The 16,356-nt window shown below is 70.9% G+C and carries 12 protein-coding genes; 1 reads left to right on the forward strand and 11 read right to left on the reverse strand.

What is annotated here, in order from left to right:
* Positions 1-23: 23 nt before the first annotated feature.
* The 6 genes from yjfF to araB form a co-directional block, all read right to left on the reverse strand.
* A complete protein-coding gene (yjfF, locus tag FB454_RS01515) occupies positions 24-1,016 on the reverse strand; it encodes a galactofuranose ABC transporter, permease protein YjfF (protein ID WP_013286824.1) in 993 nt (330 codons plus the stop codon).
* Positions 1,013-2,083, reverse strand: coding sequence for an ABC transporter permease (locus FB454_RS01520; RefSeq protein WP_013286825.1), 1,071 nt, complete (start codon positions 2,081-2,083; stop codon positions 1,013-1,015). The genes yjfF and FB454_RS01520 overlap by 4 nt, the downstream gene beginning before the upstream one ends.
* On the reverse strand, positions 2,080-3,621 hold the full coding sequence (locus FB454_RS01525) for a sugar ABC transporter ATP-binding protein (protein WP_013286826.1): 1,542 nt from the start codon (positions 3,619-3,621) through the stop codon (positions 2,080-2,082). Before FB454_RS01525 ends, FB454_RS01520 begins: the two co-directional genes overlap by 4 nt.
* Positions 3,622-3,693: 72 nt before the next feature.
* On the reverse strand, positions 3,694-4,689 hold the full coding sequence (locus FB454_RS01530) for an ABC transporter substrate-binding protein (RefSeq protein ID WP_013286827.1): 996 nt from the start codon (positions 4,687-4,689) through the stop codon (positions 3,694-3,696).
* Positions 4,690-4,786: 97 nt separating this feature from the next.
* On the reverse strand, positions 4,787-5,458 hold the full coding sequence (locus FB454_RS01535) for an L-ribulose-5-phosphate 4-epimerase (RefSeq protein WP_013286828.1): 672 nt from the start codon (positions 5,456-5,458) through the stop codon (positions 4,787-4,789).
* Positions 5,455-7,137, reverse strand: coding sequence for a ribulokinase (gene araB, locus FB454_RS01540; protein WP_013286829.1), 1,683 nt, complete (start codon positions 7,135-7,137; stop codon positions 5,455-5,457). The genes FB454_RS01535 and araB overlap by 4 nt, the downstream gene beginning before the upstream one ends.
* A 653-nt stretch (positions 7,138-7,790) precedes the next feature.
* Here araB and FB454_RS01545 point away from each other — a divergent pair.
* The gene (locus tag FB454_RS01545) at positions 7,791-9,446 is read left to right on the forward strand and encodes a glycoside hydrolase family 27 protein (protein ID WP_013286830.1); all 1,656 of its coding nucleotides are present in this window, start codon (positions 7,791-7,793) and stop codon (positions 9,444-9,446) included.
* 59 nt (positions 9,447-9,505) lie between these two features.
* Here the strand turns inward: FB454_RS01545 and mmsB are convergent, their stop codons facing one another.
* From mmsB to FB454_RS01570, 5 genes are all read right to left on the reverse strand, one after another.
* Positions 9,506-10,756 (reverse strand): multiple monosaccharide ABC transporter permease, encoded by a 1,251-nt coding sequence (mmsB, locus tag FB454_RS01550; RefSeq protein ID WP_013286831.1) that lies wholly within the window; start codon positions 10,754-10,756, stop codon positions 9,506-9,508.
* A complete protein-coding gene (mmsA, locus tag FB454_RS01555) occupies positions 10,753-12,291 on the reverse strand; it encodes a multiple monosaccharide ABC transporter ATP-binding protein (RefSeq protein WP_013286832.1) in 1,539 nt (512 codons plus the stop codon). Before mmsA ends, mmsB begins: the two co-directional genes overlap by 4 nt.
* Positions 12,292-12,380: 89 nt before the next feature.
* Entirely contained in the window at positions 12,381-13,520 is a 1,140-nt protein-coding gene (gene chvE, locus FB454_RS01560) for a multiple monosaccharide ABC transporter substrate-binding protein (protein ID WP_013286833.1), read from the reverse strand.
* 201 nt (positions 13,521-13,721) lie between these two features.
* On the reverse strand, positions 13,722-15,074 hold the full coding sequence (locus FB454_RS01565; RefSeq protein WP_013286834.1) for a glycoside hydrolase family 10 protein: 1,353 nt from the start codon (positions 15,072-15,074) through the stop codon (positions 13,722-13,724).
* Between the two features lie 186 nt (positions 15,075-15,260).
* Positions 15,261-16,355 (reverse strand): oxidoreductase, encoded by a 1,095-nt coding sequence (locus tag FB454_RS01570; RefSeq protein WP_013286835.1) that lies wholly within the window; start codon positions 16,353-16,355, stop codon positions 15,261-15,263.
* Position 16,356 lies beyond the last annotated feature (1 nt).

Below are 16,356 nucleotides of genomic sequence, written 5' to 3' on the forward strand. Positions count from 1 at the left end.
GTTGCCTTCCGCGCTAGGAACCGTCACTTGAACCGGATGCCGATGAGGCGCTGGAGGAGGATGAACGCGAACAGCAGGCCACCGATCACGATCTTGGTCCACCAGGAGTTGAGGCTGCCGTCGAACGTGATCAGCGTCTGGATCACGCCCAGCACCAGCACGCCGAGCACGGTGCCGAAGACGTACCCGGAACCGCCGGTGAGCACGGTGCCGCCGATCACCACGGCGGCGATCACGTCCAGCTCCATCCCGACGGCGATCAGCGGCGCGCCGGACAGCGTGTAGAACGACAGCAGGATGCCGCCGATCGCCGAGCAGAGCCCGCTGATCGTGTAGACGGCGATCCGGGTCCGCGCCACCGGCAGGCCCATCAGCAGCGCCGACTGCGCGTTGCCGCCGACCGCGTACACGTTGCGGCCGAACCGGGTGTACGCCAGCACGTACGCCGCGATCAGCACCACCGCGAACGCGATCAGCACGCTGATCGACACGAAGTTTCCGGCCGGGTCGCCGATGCGCTGCTGCGACATCGAGGTCCAGAAACCGTCGGTGATGGAGATGGAGGCGTCGCTGATGAACGTGCACATGCCCCGGGCGAAGAACATCCCGGCGAGTGTCACGATGAACGGCTGGATCTCGAAGAAGTGGATCGCGCAGCCCATCAGGAAACCGAGCGTCGGGCCGATCAGCAGCGCGATCACCAGCACCAGGGCCGCGGGCAGGCCGTCGCGCAGCAGCGCGGCCGACACCATCGCGGTCATCGCCACCACCGAGCCGACGGACAGGTCGATGCCGCCGGTGAGGATCACGAACGTCATGCCGACCGCGACGACGAGCAGGAAGCCGTTGTCGATGAAGACGTTGAAGACGACCTGGACGTTGGAGAAGGCGCGGTACTGGGACACGCCGATGCCGTACATGACCAGCAGCAGGGCGAGCGTGGCCAGCACCGGGACGTGCCGGCGGGGCAGGCTGGGCCGCCAGGACCGGCCGGTGGTCAACGACGTGCTGCTCATGCCGGCACCTGCTCCTTCTCCCGCTGCGGTGCCGCCGGGCCGGGTTCGGTCCCGCGCCGTCGCCGGCGCAGCCGGGCCCGGAACGCCGGGGCCTGGACGAGGCAGACGGCGATGACGACGACCGCCTTGAACAGCAGCGACGTCTGCGGCGAGATGTTCATGGCGTACACGGTGGTGGTCAGGGTCTGGATGATCAGCGCGCCGAGGACGGTGCCGCCGAGGGAGAACCGGCCGCCGGCCAGTGAGGTGCCGCCGATGACGACCGCCAGGATCGCGTCGAGTTCGATCCACAGGCCGGCGGCGTTGCCGTCGGCGCTGGAGACGTTCGCGGTGACCATGAAACCGGCGAGCGCGGCGCAGACGGCGCTGATCACGTAGACGAGGAAGACGATGCGCCGCGACCGGATGCCGGCGAGCCGGCTGGCCTCGGCGTTGCCGCCGACCGACTCGACGATCAGCCCGAGCGCCGTGCGGCGGGTGAACGCGGCCACGAGCAGCGCGGCGGCGAGCGCGATCAGGATGGCCAGCGGCAGCGTCAGGAAGTGCCCGAGCCCGATCGCCCGGTACGGACCGGAGTTGATCGTGATGATCTGGCCCTCGGTGACCAGCTGGGCGATGCCCCGCCCGGCCACCATGAGGATCAGCGTGGCGATGATCGGCTGGATGCCGATGACCGCCACGAGTATCCCGTTCCAGGCGCCGAGCACGAGCGCGGCGCCGAAGGCCAGGGCCAGCGCGGTGGCCACCGTGGCCGGGCTGTTCTGGTCGGCCGCCCCGCTGATGTGCAGGCAGGCGATCGCGCCGCTGATCGCGCAGAGCGAACCGACCGACAGGTCGATGCCGCCGGTGGCGATGACGAGCGTCATCCCGAGCGCGACCAGGATCAGCGGCGCGCTCAGCCGGAGGATGTCGATCGGCGTGCCGTACAGGTGGCCGTTCTTGACCTCGACGGCGAGGAAGCCGGGACGGTAGACGGTGTTCGCGGCGATCATGACCACGAGCACGAGCGCCGGCCAGAACAGGCGGTGGCCGGTCAGCGGGCGGAGGCGGTCGGCGACGGCGGTCATGGGGTCACCTCCTCCCGGGGCGTTCCACTGGCGATGGTGCGCATGACGCGGTCGGCGTCGAGCGTGTCGTCGTTGTCGAGCTGGGCGACCATCTCCCGGTCGCGCATGACCGCGACCCGGTGGCTCAGGCGCAGCACCTCCTCCAGCTCGGCGGAGATGAACAGCACCGCCATGCCGCCGTCGGAGAGCTGCACCACCAGCTTCTGGATCTCGGCCTTGGCACCGACGTCGATGCCGCGGGTCGGCTCGTCCAGGATCAGCAGGCGCGGCTCGGTGATCAGCCAGCGGGCCAGCAGCACCTTCTGCTGGTTGCCGCCGGACAGGTTGCGAACCGGCAGTTCCGGGTTGGCCGGGCGGATGCTCAGCGCCTCCACGTACCTGCGGACCAGTTCGTCCTGACGGCGGCGCGGGATCGGACGCAGCCAGCCGCGCGCGGCCTGCATCGCCAGGATCATGTTCTCCCGTACCGTCAGCTCCGGGACGATGCCCTCGGCCCGGCGGTTCTCCGAGCAGAACCCGACGCCTTGGCCGATGGCCTGCATCGGGTTGCGCACGGGCGCCCGGCCGCCGTCGAGCCGTACCTGGCCGTGGTCGGCCCGGTCGGCGCCGAAGATCAGCCGCGCCACCTCGGTCCGGCCGGAGCCGAGCAGGCCGGCCAGGCCGACCACCTCACCGGCGTGGATGCGGAGGCTGAACGGGGCGACAGCGCCACGCCGGCCCAGTTCGGCGGCGTCCACGAGCGGGGCCTCGCCACCGGCGTCGACTGTGGCGCGCTTCTGCTGCTCGTCGAGCCGCTCCAGCACGTCCAGCTCCTGGCCGATCATCTTCTCGACCAGGCTGAACTGCGGCAGCTCCTCGGTGCGGTACTCCCCCACGAGCGTGCCGTTGCGCAGCACCGTGATCCGGTCGGCGATGCCGTAGACCTGGTCGAGGAAGTGGGTGACGAACAGGATCGCGATCCCCTCGTCACGCAGCTGCCGCATGATCCGGAACAGCTGCGCCACCTCGCCGGCGTCCAGACTGGAGGTCGGCTCGTCCAGGATCAGCACCCGGGCCTGCACGTCGATCGCGCGGGCGATGGCGACCATCTGCTGCACCGCGAGCGAGTACGAGCCGAGCGGCGCGGAGACGTCGAGGTCGAGATCGAGCCGGGCCAGCAGGTCGCGGGCCCGGCGGCGCATCTCGCCCCAGCGCACCGCGCCGAGCCGGCGGGGCTCCCGGCCGATGAAGACGTTCTCCGCCACCGACAGGTTGGTGCAGAGGTTGACCTCCTGGTAGACGGTGCTGACACCGGCCGCTGCGGCCTGCATCGGACCGGTGAACGAGACCTGCTCGCCGTCGAGCGTGACGACGCCCGCGTCGGTCCCGTAGACGCCGGTCAACACCTTGATCAGGGTGGACTTGCCGGCGCCGTTCTCGCCCATCAGGGCGTGGACCTCGCCCGGGAACAGCCGGAAGTCGACGTCGTGCAGCGCGCGGACCCCGGGGAAGGTCTTGCTGATGCCGGTCATGGTCAGGACCGGACGGTTACCCGTCATCCCATCGGACCTCTTCTTCGACGGTGGTGGTACGGGGGCCGCCGTCGGTTGCGACGGCGACCCCCGGGTGACTCAGTACTTGCGGTTGGGCAGTGCCTCCTTGGCCTGCTCCTGGGTGAACGTGGTCTCCTCGGTCTCGATCCGGGCGGGCACCTCCTCGCCGGCCTTGACCTTCTTGACCAGGTCCATCAGCTGCGGGCCGAGCAGCGGGCTGCACTCGGCGATGAAGTTGAACTTGCCGTCCGCGAGGGCCTGCATGCCGTCCTTCACCGCGTCGACGGTGATGATGGTGATGTCCTTGCCGGGCTCCTTGCCCGCCGCGGTGATCGCCTCGAGCGCGCCCAGGCCCATGTCGTCGTTGTGCGCGAAGAGCACGTCGATCTTCGGGTTGGCCTTGAGGAACTGCTCCATCACCTGCTTGCCGCCGGCGCGGGTGAAGTCACCGGTCTGCGAGGCGACGATCTTCAGGTTCGGGTTGGCGGCGATCGCCTCGGCGAAGCCCTTCTTCCGGTCGTTGGCCGGCGCCGAGCCGGTCGTGCCCTGCAGCTCGACGATGTTGACCGGGCCGGACGCCGCCTTCTTCTGCTCCACCAGCCACTCGCCCGCGAGGCGGCCCTCCTTGACGAAGTCCGAGCCGAGGAACGTCTTGTAGAGCGACTTGTCGGCCGAGTCGACGGCGCGGTCGGTCAGGATCACCGGGATCTTGGCGTCCTTGGCCTCCTTGAGCACGGTGTCCCAGCCGGACTCCACCACCGGCGAGAAGGCGATCACGTCGACCTTCTGCTGGATGAAGTTGCGGATCGCCTTGATCTGGTTCTCCTGCTTCTGCTGGGCGTCGTCGAACTTCAGCTCGATGCCCGCCTCGGCCGCCGCCTCCTTGATCGAGGTGGTGTTGGCGGTGCGCCAGCCACTCTCGGCGCCCACCTGGGAGAAGCCCAGGACGATCTTGTCGTTGCCGTCGCCGGAACCGCCGCCGGTGTCGCTGTTGCCGCACGCGGCCATGCTGGCGGCGAGCAGCACGCCGGCGAACGCCGCGATGACAGTGCGTGCCGTGCTCCTGCTTCTCATCGATTCTCCTCCGGGGGTTGGATGTTCCGGGCGCGCGACCGGCGGAAACCGGAGCGGCCCGGATGTGGTGGTGGGGGGTGCGCGGCGCGGTCCGGGGTCAGTGCGCCGACGGGCGTTGGCCGTACACGTTCTGGTAGCGGTCGTAGAGCGAGTCGATGTCGGCCGGCGCGATCGGCACCGGCCGGCCGAGCGCGCGGGCCAGGTGTGCGGTGCGGGCCACGTCCTCGCACATCACCGCGGCCTTGACCGCCGCCCGGGCGTCGCGGCCGATGGTGAAGACGCCGTGGTTGCGCATGAGCACCGCGGGTGAGCGGTGCCCGGACAGCGTGCTGACGATGCCCTTGCCGATGTCGTCGCCGCCGATCAGCGCGAACGGCCCGATCGGGATCTCCCCGCCGAACTCGTCGGCCTGCGCGGTCAGCCAGCACGGGATCGCCTCGCCGCGGGCCGCCCAGGCGGTGGCGTACCCGCTGTGCGTGTGCACGACGCCGCCGACCTCGGGCATCGCGCGGTAGACGTAGGCGTGCGCGGCGGTGTCGCTGGACGGGGCGCCGTCGCCGTCGACCACGGCGCCGTTGAGGTCGCAGACCACCATGGCCGCCGCGGTCAGGTCGTCGTAGTCGACGCCGCTGGGCTTGATGACCATCAGGTCCTGACCGGGTACGCGGGCCGACACGTTCCCGGCGGTCCAGGCCACCAGGTCGTAGCGGGTCAGTTCGCGGTGCAGGCGCGCCACCGTCTCGCGTAGCGCGTCGACCTGGCTGTTCATCCGACCACCCCCAGGGTCGCGGCGGCGCGGTCCGCGGCGGCGTCGACCGCCGCGTTGCGGATCGCCCGCAGGCGGAGCATGACGTCGTTCGCGCCGCGGCCGAAGTGGTCGTGCAACGCGCGGTACTCGGCGTAGAGGGCGTCGTAGGCCCGCACGTTCTCCGGTACGGGCCGGTAGACGGCCTCGTCGATGCGCCCCATCGCGGCGGACGCCTCGTGGATCGTCGGGTACGCCCCGGCGGCGACAGCCGCGTGGATGGCCGAGCCGAGCGCCGGGCCCTGGGCGGAGCCGATGATGCTCAGTGGCCGGTTCGTGACGTCGGCGTAGATCTGCATGAGCAGCCGGTTGGAGGTGAGACCACCGGCCACCACCAGGTCGTCGACCGGCACCCCGGCCTGCCCGAACGCCTCGACGATCATCCGGGTGCCGTACGCGGTCGCCTCCAGCAGCGCCCGGTAGACGTCCGGCGGCCGGGTGGCCAGCGTCAGCCCGATGATCATCCCGCTGAGGTCGTGGTTGACCAGCAGGGACCGGTTGCCGTTCCACCAGTCCAGCGCCACCAGCCCGTGCGCGCCGACCGGCTGGGCGGCGGCGGCCTCGGTGAGCCGCTCGTGCGAGTCGAACCCCGCCGGGGCGGCGTGGCGGACGAACCAGCCGAAGATGTCCCCCACCCCGCTCTGCCCGGCCTCGAAACCCCAGGCGCCGGGGCTGATCCCGCCGTCGACCACGCCGCACATGCCCGGCACCTCGGCCGGGTGGGTGCCGTTGAGGACGTGGCAGGTGGAGGTGCCCATGATGGCGACCAGCCGGCCGGGCCGCAGCGCCTGGGCCGACGCGGCGGTGACGTGGGCGTCGACGTTGCCCGCCGCGACCGCGATGCCCTCGGGCAGTCCGGTCCAGGCCGCGGCGCGGGCGCTGAGCGTGCCGGCCCGCGCGCCCAGCGGCAGCAGCGGACCGTCCAGCTTGGTCACGAAGTCGGCGAATCCGGGGTCGAGCGCGGCCAGGTAGTCCGGCGACGGGTAGCGGCCGTCCTGCCGGATGCCCTTGTAGCCGGCCGTGCAGACGTTGCGGGTCTCGGCGCCGCACAGCTGCCAGACGATCCAGTCGGCGGCCTCGACGAAGCGCTCGGCGCGCCGGTAGACCTCCGGGTCCTCCTCCAGGATCTGCAGGCCCTTGGCGAACTGCCACTCCGCGGAGATCTTGCCGCCGTAGCGGCCGAGCCACGGTTCGCCGCGTTCTTCCGCCAGCGCGTTGATCCGGTCGGCGTGCGGCTGCGCGGCGTGGTGCTTCCAGAGCTTCACCCAGGCGTGCGGGCGGTCGCGCAGTTGCGGGATCTCGCACAGCGGTGTGCCGTCGGCGAGCGTCGGGAGCACGGTGCAGGCGGTGAAGTCGGTGCCGATGCCCACCACCCGGGACGGGTCCACGCCGGCTTCGGCGAGCGCGGCCGGCACCGCGTGGCGCAGCACGTCGCGGTAGTCGTCCGGATCCTGGAGGGCCCAGTCCGGGGGCAGCGCCGGGCCGCCGTCGGGAAGCGCGGTCTCGATGACCCCGCGCCGGTACTCGTGCACCGCCGTACCGAGTTCGGCGCCGTCCCGGACGCGGACCACGAGCGCCCGCCCGGACAGCGTGCCGAAGTCGACACCGATCACGTACCGGTCGGACGCGTCCACTTCGCTCATTTGCACCTCCGCCGTGTCACGGAGTTAGTGTTAGCGCTCACATATACATCCGTCAAGACACCTCCGGGCAACAGCTACGTAACGAGGAACCGCCCTCGCCGGACCACCGCGGCCGGGCGGCACGGACCGGCGGGGCCGCACCCGGAGGAGATCCACACGGACGCGCTTCCGGTCCGGCCGCCGAGTCCCGGCGAGCGCCTTGTTAGCGACAACAATCAATGCCTTCGTGGATCGTCGAACCGCCGCGATCGGCGCTGCGGGCTCCGGCCCGCGGAGAGGGCCTCTCGAGGTCACAGAGCGCCCCTCAGCGGCACTTTTCCCGGCCCCGACACCCGCGCGAACGGTCGCCGACGTGGGCCGGGCGGACCGTCTCGCTATTTACAGGGTTTGATGTCAGCGATAACATTCTCGCCATCCCTGCTTCGTGGCGCCGCCGTCCGGGAAACCCCGGCGCCGCAGCCGGGCGGCGACGCGGACGGCGACCCCGTCGACCGCCGGACCCACCACCCACGAGCGCCCGCCGGTGACCGGCCGGCCCCTCTCCACTGCCGTGCCGCGTACGTCCCCGCGCACCCCGGGCGACGCCGCGCGATCGGCGGGCCGCTCCCAACCGGACGCCGGCACGGCCGGCGCCCGGCGACCGAGGAGGATCAGTGCGCAGATGGACCCGACGGACGCTCGCCGTCCTGGGCGTCGCGGCGGTGGCGCTCGCCGCGACAGTCACCGACCAGGCCGTGGCCCCGCGTCCCGCCCGGGCGCTGGACAACGGCGTCGCCCGCACCCCGCCGATGGGGTGGAACACCTGGAACACCTTCGGCTGCAACATCAACGAGACCCTCATCCGCCAGACCGCCGACGCGATCGTCAGCAACGGCCTGCGCGACCTCGGGTACAAGTACGTCGTCGTGGACGACTGCTGGTTCGACCCGAACCGGGACTCGCAGGGCAACCTCCAGGCCCACCCGCAGCGGTTCCCCAGCGGGATGAAGTCGCTCGGTGACTACCTGCACGCCCGGGGCCTGCTGTTCGGCATCTACCAGGTGCCGCTGGACAAGACCTGCGCCCAGGTCGGCGGCGCGTTCCCCGGCGCCACCGGCAGCCTCAACCACGAGTACCAGGACGCGCGGCAGTTCGCCGCCTGGGGCGTGGACTACCTGAAGTACGACTGGTGCTCGTCCACCGGCACCATCAACGACCAGGTGGCGCGGTTCGGCATCATGCGCGACGCGCTGGCCTCCACCGGCCGGCCGATCGTCTACAGCATCAACCCCAACAGCTACCACGCCAAGACCGGGCCGCAGCGCAACTGGAGCGACGTGGCGAACCTCTGGCGGACCACCGAGGACATCACCAACGCGTGGAACACCGGCCAGACCAACGGCTACCCGATGGGCATCCAGAACATCGTCGACGTCACGGTGCCCCTGGCCGGGTACGCCGCGCCCGGCGGGTTCAACGACCCGGACATGCTCGAGGTCGGCCGAGGGGGCATGAACGACACCGAGATGCGCAGCCACTTCGCGCTCTGGGCGGTCCTCGCCGCGCCGCTGATGATGGGCAACGACGTACGGTCGGCGAACGCGGCCACGCTGGCGATCCTGCGCAACGCGAACCTGGTCGCGATCAACCAGGACACGCTCGGCCGTCAGGCGGCCCAGGTCTCCTTCGACGGCACCCGGCGGGTGCTGGCCAAGCCGCTGGCCAACGGCGACGTGGCGGTCGCCCTGTTCAACCAGGGCGGCTCGACCACCACCGTCTCCACCACCGCGGCGGCGGTGGGCAAGAGCGGCAACTCCTTCACGCTGCGCGACGCATGGACCGACGCCACCTCCACCAGCACCGGCACGATCTCCGCCAGCGTGCCCGCGCACGGCACCGTCGTCTACCGGGTCAGCGGAGGCGGCACCACCACGCCGCCGCCGGTCCCGACCACGTTCCGGCTGCGCAGCGAGTCGTCCGGCCGGTGCCTCGACGTGGACAACGCCGGCACCGCGAACGGCACCGGGACGCTGATCTGGGACTGCCACAACAACGCCAACCAGCAGTTCACCGCCAACGGCCAGGCGTTGCAGGTGCTCGGCAAGTGCCTGGACGTGCCGACGAACGCGACGGCCGGCACCCGGGTGCAGATCTGGGACTGCAACGGCGGCACCAACCAGCAGTGGACCATCAACGGCAACGGCACGGTGAGCAACGGGCGCTTCCCGTCGCTGTGCCTGGACGTCGACAACGCGGGCACCGCCAACGGCACCCGGGTGATCGTCTGGACCTGCCACGGCAACGCCAACCAACGGTGGAGCCGGGCGTGAGCGGCTACGGCCGGTGAACGGCGGTCGGCCGGACGAAGGGGCGAGCGTCCGGCCGGCCGTCACCGGGCGCCGGCGGCCCGGCGCTTGTTCCAGATGTCGAACGCCACCGCGACGAGCAGCACCAGGCCCTTGACCACCGACTGGACGGACTGGTCGACGCCCATGAGCTGCATCCCGTTGCTCATCACCGCCATGATCAGGCCACCCACCATGGCGCCGACCACCGTGCCGACGCCGCCGGTGACGGCCGCGCCGCCGATGAACGCCGCCGCGATCGCGTCCAGCTCGAACATGTTGCCCGCCGCCGGCTGGGCCCCGTTGGACCGGGACGAGTAGATCACGCCCGCCACGGCGGACAGGAAGCCCATGTTGACGAAGATCCAGAAGTTGACCCGCTTCACCCGTACGCCGGACAGCATCGCCGCGGGCAGGTTGCCGCCGATGGCGTACACCTGGCGGCCGAACACCGTACGGCGGGTGAGCAGGCCGTAGACGAGCACGAGCACGGCGAGCACGATCAGCACGATCGGCAGGCCCCGGGCGTGGGCGAGCTGCCAGGCGAACCACATGACCACGGCGCCGACCACCACGATCCGCAGCACGAACAGCGGGAACGACTCCACCGGCTGCTCGTGGCGCACCCGGGCGACCCGGGTCCGGAACACGCTCACCGCATACCCGACCACGGCGAAGGCGCCGATGAACAGCGTGAAGGCGTCGTAGCCCTGGCCGCCCAGCAGACCGTTGAGGAACCCGGCGGCGACCCGCTGGTACTCCTCCGGGAACGGCGACAGCGAGATGTTGTCCAGCACGCGCAGCGTCAGACCCCGGAACAACAGCATGCCGGCCAGGGTGACGATGAACGCCGGGATGCCGGCGTACGCGACCCAGAGCCCGTGCCACGCACCGACCGCGACGCCCACCGCGAGCGCGGCCAGGACGCCGGCCCACCAGGGCATGCCCTCGCGGATGACGAGCACCGCAGAGACCGCTCCGGTGAGCGCCACCACCGATCCCACGGACAGGTCGATGTGGCCGCCGATGATCACGATGACCATGCCGATCGCGAGCACCAGGATGTAGGAGTACTGGAGGACGATGTTCGTCAGGTTGCCGGGGCTCAGCGAGACGCCGTCGGTGAGGACCGCGAACAGCGCCACGATCACCACCAGGGCGATGTAGATGCCGCTCTGCCGCAGGTTGCCCAGGATCAGCGCGCGCGGATCGCTGGTGCCGGTGTGCAGGGTCGCCGCCGCGCCGGTGTCCGGCGCGGCGATCTTCGTGGCGGGGGGAGGCTTCGTGCTGGTCATCGGACGAGATCCCTGTCCTTGGTCATGAGTTCCATCAGGTTCTCCTGGGTGGCCTCGGCCACCGGCATCTCCCCGGTGATGCGGCCGGCCGCCAGGGTGTAGATGCGGTCGCACATGCCGAGCAGCTCGGGCAGTTCGGAGGAGATGAGCACGACGGCCTTGCCGTCGGCCACCAGCCGGTTGACGATCGTGTAGATCTCGAACTTCGCGCCGACGTCGATGCCCCGGGTCGGTTCGTCGAGGATCAGCACGTCCGGGTCGGTGAACAGCCACTTCGCCAGCACGACCTTCTGCTGGTTGCCGCCGGAGAGCTTGCCCACCACCGACATCACGGTCGGCGCCTTGATGTTCATGTCGCGCCGGCCCCGCTCGGCGACCTGGATCTCGCGGTTGCCGTCGATCCAGCCGTGCCGGGCCAGCTTGTCGAGCGCGGCGGCCGAGACGTTGCCCCGCACGTCGTCGATCAGGTTGAGGCCGTAGTGCTTGCGGTCCTCGGTGGCGTAAGCGATGCCGTTGGCGATGGCCTCGGCGACAGTGCGCGCCCGTACCTCGCGGTCCTTGACGAACAGCCGGCCCCTGATGTCCCGGCCGTACGCCCGGCCGAACACGCTCATCGCCAGCTCGGTGCGCCCGGCGCCCATCAGGCCGGCGATGCCGACGACCTCCCCGGCCCGCACGTGCAGCGAGGCCCGGTCGACGACCAGGCGGTCCTGCGTCGGGTGGCGCACCGACCAGTCCTCGATGCGCAGCACCTCGTCGCCGGGGGTCACGCTGCGGGTCGGGTAGAAGGCGGCCAGGTCGCGGCCGACCATGCCGCGGATGATCCGGTCCTGGGTGACGGCGCCGTCGGACATGTCCAGCGTCTCGACGGTACGGCCGTCGCGGATGACTGTGGTCGAGTCGGCGACGGCGGTGATCTCGCCGAGCTTGTGCGAGATCATGATGCAGGTGATCCCCTGGTCGCGCAGCCGGCGCATCAGGTCCAGCAGGTGCGCGGAGTCGACGTCGTTGAGTGCCGCTGTGGGCTCGTCGAGGATCAGCAGCCGTACCTTCTTGGACAGCGCCTTGGCGATCTCCACGAGCTGCTGCTTGCCGACGCCGAGCTGGATGACCGGGGTGACCGGGTTCTCGTGCAGCCCGACCGACCGCAGCAGCGCCGCGGCCTCCGCGTTGGTCCGGTGCCAGTCGATGAGCCCGCCGCGGCCGCGGCGCTCGTTGCCGAGGAAGATGTTCTCGGCGATCGACAGGTAGGGCACCAGCGCGAGTTCCTGGTGGATGATGACGATGCCGCGGGCCTCGCTGTCCTGGATCCCCCGGAACCCGACCGGCTCGCCGTCGAAGACGATCTGGCCGTCGTAGCTGCCCGCCGGGTAGACGCCGGACAGCACCTTCATCAGGGTCGACTTCCCGGCGCCGTTCTCACCGCAGATCGCGTGGATCTCGCCACGCCGTACGGCGAGCGAGACGTCCTGGAGCGCGGTCACGCCCGGGAAGGTCTTCGTGATGCCACGCATCTCGAGGATGTGATCGCTCATGGATATCCGTCCTGCTCGTGGTCGTGGTGTCCGGAGCGGACGGGCCCGGTGGCGCGGGCGGCCGCGGCCGCCGGGCCCGTCGCCGCGGGTCAGCCGGCCCGGCCCGCGGCGACCTCCTGCTCGGTCAGGTAGCCGGAGTCGATCAGGACGGACTTGATGTCCTCCTTGTAGACGGTCTGCACCGGCAGCAGGAACGCCGGCACGACCTTGACGCCGTTGTCGTACGCCTTGGTCTCGTTGGCCTTCGGCTCCTCCTTGCGCAGGAACGCCTCGGCGGCGATCACCGCCTGCTCGGCCAGCAGCCGGGTGTCCTTGAAGACGGTCGAGCTCTGCACGCCGTCGTTGATCAGCTTGACCGAGGCGACCTCGGCGTCCTGGCCGGTCACCACCGGCATCTTCTTGGCGCCGCCGCGGTAGCCGGCGTTCTGGAGCGCGGTGATGATGCCGCGGGACAGGCCGTCGAACGGCGACAGCACGCCGTCGACCTTGCTGCCGTCGTTGTAGCTGGAGGTGAGCAGGTCCTCCATCCGCTTCTGCGCGGTCTCCTGCTGCCAGCGCAGGATGGCGGCCTGCTCGATCTTGGTCTGCCCGGACTTGACCTTCAGCGTCCCGGCGTCGAAGTACGGCTTCAGCGTGTCCATCGCGCCGTTGAAGAAGAACCCGGCGTTGTTGTCGTCGAGCGAGCCGGCGAACAGCTCCACGTTGAACGGGCCGGTGGCGGTGCCCTTGGCGCCGTCCTTGGTGAGCAGGCCGAGCCCGACCAGGAGCGCGTTGGCCTGCGCCACGCCGACCTTGTAGTTGTCGAAGCTGACGTAGAAGCTGACGTTCGGGCTGTTGCGGATGAGCCGGTCGTAGGAGATGACCGGGATCTTCGCCGCCGCGGCGGCCTGGAGCTGGCCGCTGAGCGCGGTGCCGTCGATCGGGGCGATGACCAGCACGTCCGCGCCCTGCGTGATCATCTGGTCGATCTGCTGCGACTGGGTCGGGATGTCGTCCCCGGCGTACTGGAGGTCGACCTTGTAGCCCTTGGCCTGGAGCTTCTCCTTCACCGAGTTGCCGTCGGCGATCCACCGTTCCGAGGTCTGCGTCGGCATCGAGACGCCGATCGTCAGGTCGCCGGGCTTGGCCGAGCTGGTGTCTCCGCCGCCTCCCGCGCCCTCGCCGCTGCAGGCGGCCAGGCTGATCGCGAGCGCGGCACCGCTGAGTGCGGCCAGAAGTCGTCTGCGCACGAGCGTCCTCCCTGTCGTGGCGGTCCCTGTGACACAGGTAACCCTCACGGGGAGTGTTAACGCTCACAAGTTGCCCCGTCAACCAATCGCGCGAAATGCGCATGTCTCTTTCTCGTAACAGAGACGACAGTCCAGGTCGGACGGGACGACGTAGCGGAACACCGCGGAGGCGACGGCGCGCCGCCCCCGCGGTGGCCCGGCTCAGGTCGCGGAGCAGGTGGGCGTCATGCCCGATCCGCTGCCGTTGCCCTGGAACCCGAACTCGGTGCTCTGACCGGCGCCGAGCTGGCCGTTGTAGCTCACGTTCGCGAACCGCACCGTGCCGCTGCTCCCGCTCGCGGTGGCGCTCCAGGTGTTGGTGATGCTCGCGCCGCCCGGCAACGTCATGGTGACGGTCCATCCCCGGGTGCCCGACGAGCCCGCGGTCACCTTCACCGTCGCCACGAACCCACCGGTCCAGGAGTTCAGCGACACCGAGGCCGAACACCCGCCCTGACCCGGCGGCGGGGTGGTCGGGTTGTTCGGCGGCGGGGTCGTGGTCGGCGGCGGGTTGTTGCCGCCGGCGTTCAGCGCGTCGAGCACCGCGTTGTACGCCGCCTTCTTGTTGCCCGCGCAGTCGAACAGCAGCGCGTTGTCCGAGCCGCGCCACGAGTCGCAGTCCCGCACGCCCCAGACCGTGATGCCGGTGCAGCGCGACACCGCCAGGCAGGCGCGGGTCACGGCGGCGTAGATGTTCGCCTGGTTGCCGCCGGTCATCACGTCCAGCTCGGTGATCTGCACCTCGACGCCCAGGTCGGCGAAGCGCTGGAGGTTGGCCTGGTAGTCGCCGGGGATCGTGGTGCCCAGGTGCGACTGGAAGCCGACGCAGTCGATCGGCACGCCGCGCGACTTGAAGTCGCGGACCATGTTGTAGATGCCCGTCGACTTCGCGTTGATGCCGTCGGTGTTGTAGTCGTTGTAGCAGAGCTTCGCGCCCGGATCCGCGGCGCGGGCCGCCCGGAACGCCGCCTCGATCCAGTCGTTGCCGGTGCGCTGCAGGTTCGAGTCGCGGCGCCCGCCGCTGCCGCCGTCGGCGAACGCCTCGTTCACCACGTCCCAGGCGTAGATCTGCCCCCGGAAGTGGGTGGCCACCTGGGTGACGTGGTTGATCGCGGCGTTGCGCAGCGCGCTGCCGGACAGGCCCTGTGCCCACGACGGCTGCTGGGCGTGCCAGAGCAGCGTGTGCCCGCGTACCGACATGCCGTTCGCGCGGGCGTGGCTGACCAACCGGTCGCCGCCGGTGTAGCTGAACCGCCCCTGCTGCGGCTCGGTGGCGTCCCACTTCATCTCGTTCTCGGCCACCACGGAGTTGAACTCGCGGTTCAGCACCGTGGCGTACGTGTTGTCGGACAGCTTGCCGGTGGCGACGGCGGCGCCGAAGTAGCGGCCCTTCTCGGCCGCCGCCGCGCGCAGCGTGGTGCCGGCGCTCGCGGCCGGCGCCAGGGCCACCGCCATCCCGGCGGCGAGCGCGCCGGCCAGGATGCCGGTGGTCAGCAAGGCTCTCTTTCGTCTCATGCGGATTCCTCTTCCGGGGGGTTGCGCGATGGTGGTGGTGCGACTCCCCGACCCCGCGTCCGGTGGCGGATGGTGTCGAGGTACGACCAGCGCGGCTCGCCCGGTGAGCCTTGCGGCGCTCATGCCCTGCCATCGACTGTGAGCGATAACATCCCCCGGCGTCAACCCCTTCGGCTCATCCCGGTCCTACGGGTACACGTCCTCGTGTGCCTTGCGGTAGTCGACGATCTCGCCCAGCCGTCCGGCGGCGGCGTGCGTCACCCAGGCCGGGTTGCCCAGCAGCGCGCGGCCCAGCGCGACCAGGTCGAACTCCCCGTCCGCCAGCCGCGCGGCCAGGCCCGCCACCGACTCCGGGCCGTCCGGGCGCAGGAAGTCCCGCCGCAGCCCGACCGAGCCGACGGTGATCGACGGCAGGCCGGTGAGACGCTTCGCCCAGCCGGCCAGGTTCAGCGGCGAGCCGGGGAACGCCGGCTGCCAGAAGCGGCGCTGCGAGGCGTGCAGCACGTCCGCGCCGGCCTCGGCGAACGCGCCGAGGATCTGCGCCAGCTCGGCCGGGGTCTCGGCGATCCGCGCGTCGAACGCCCGCTCCTTGAACTGGGAGAACCGCACGATCACCGGGTGACGCGCCGGGACCTGCGCGCGGACCGCGCGCACCACCGCCGCCGGGAACGCCGCCCGCCGCTCCGGCGAGCCGCCGAACGCGTCGGTCCGGCGGTTCGTGTACGGCCACAGGAACTCGTCGAGCAGGTAACCGTGCGCCGCGTGGATCTCGATCGCGTCGAACCCGGCCCGCACCGCGACCCCTGCTGCATTCGCGTACGCCGCGAGCAGGGTGTCCACGTCGGCCGCGGTCATCGCGTACGGCGCGGGACGGCCCGGCTCGCGTACCCCCGAGGGGGTCCACGCCGGACGGCCGTCGACCGGTTCGCGCAGGCTGCCCAGGTGCCACAGCTGCGCGGCGATCCGGCCGCCGGCGGCGTGCACGGCCTCGACCACTCCCCGCCAGCCGGCCTCGGCCGCGCCGGCGGTCATCCGGGGCACGGTGTCCTCGTGCCCCGCGCTGGGATGGTCGACCAGCACACCCTCGGTGACGATCAGGCCGATGCCGGCCGCGGCGCGGCGCCGGTAGTAGTCGGCCATCTCCGGCGTCGGCACGCCGCCCGGCGCGCGGTTACGGGTCATCGGCGCCATCACGAAGCGGGACGGCAACGGCAGCCCGGCGACGGTGACGGGTTCCAGCAGCGGCGTCACCGGCGATCCGGTGTCCAGGGTCGCGTTCATG

It is taken from the genome of Micromonospora sp. CNZ297 (assembly GCF_007827625.1).

Coding starts and splice junctions, on each gene's coding strand:
- FB454_RS01565 (WP_013286834.1), bottom strand. CDS start 15,074: ATGAGACGAAAGAGAGCCTTGCTGACCACCGGCATCCTGGCCGGCGCG.
- araB (WP_013286829.1), bottom strand. CDS start 7,137: ATGAGCGAAGTGGACGCGTCCGACCGGTACGTGATCGGTGTCGACTTC.
- FB454_RS01530 (WP_013286827.1), bottom strand. CDS start 4,689: ATGAGAAGCAGGAGCACGGCACGCACTGTCATCGCGGCGTTCGCCGGC.
- FB454_RS01525 (WP_013286826.1), bottom strand. CDS start 3,621: ATGACGGGTAACCGTCCGGTCCTGACCATGACCGGCATCAGCAAGACC.
- yjfF (WP_013286824.1), bottom strand. CDS start 1,016: ATGAGCAGCACGTCGTTGACCACCGGCCGGTCCTGGCGGCCCAGCCTG.
- FB454_RS01570 (WP_013286835.1), bottom strand. CDS start 16,355: ATGAACGCGACCCTGGACACCGGATCGCCGGTGACGCCGCTGCTGGAA.
- mmsA (WP_013286832.1), bottom strand. CDS start 12,291: ATGAGCGATCACATCCTCGAGATGCGTGGCATCACGAAGACCTTCCCG.
- mmsB (WP_013286831.1), bottom strand. CDS start 10,756: ATGACCAGCACGAAGCCTCCCCCCGCCACGAAGATCGCCGCGCCGGAC.
- FB454_RS01535 (WP_013286828.1), bottom strand. CDS start 5,458: ATGAACAGCCAGGTCGACGCGCTACGCGAGACGGTGGCGCGCCTGCAC.
- FB454_RS01520 (WP_013286825.1), bottom strand. CDS start 2,083: ATGACCGCCGTCGCCGACCGCCTCCGCCCGCTGACCGGCCACCGCCTG.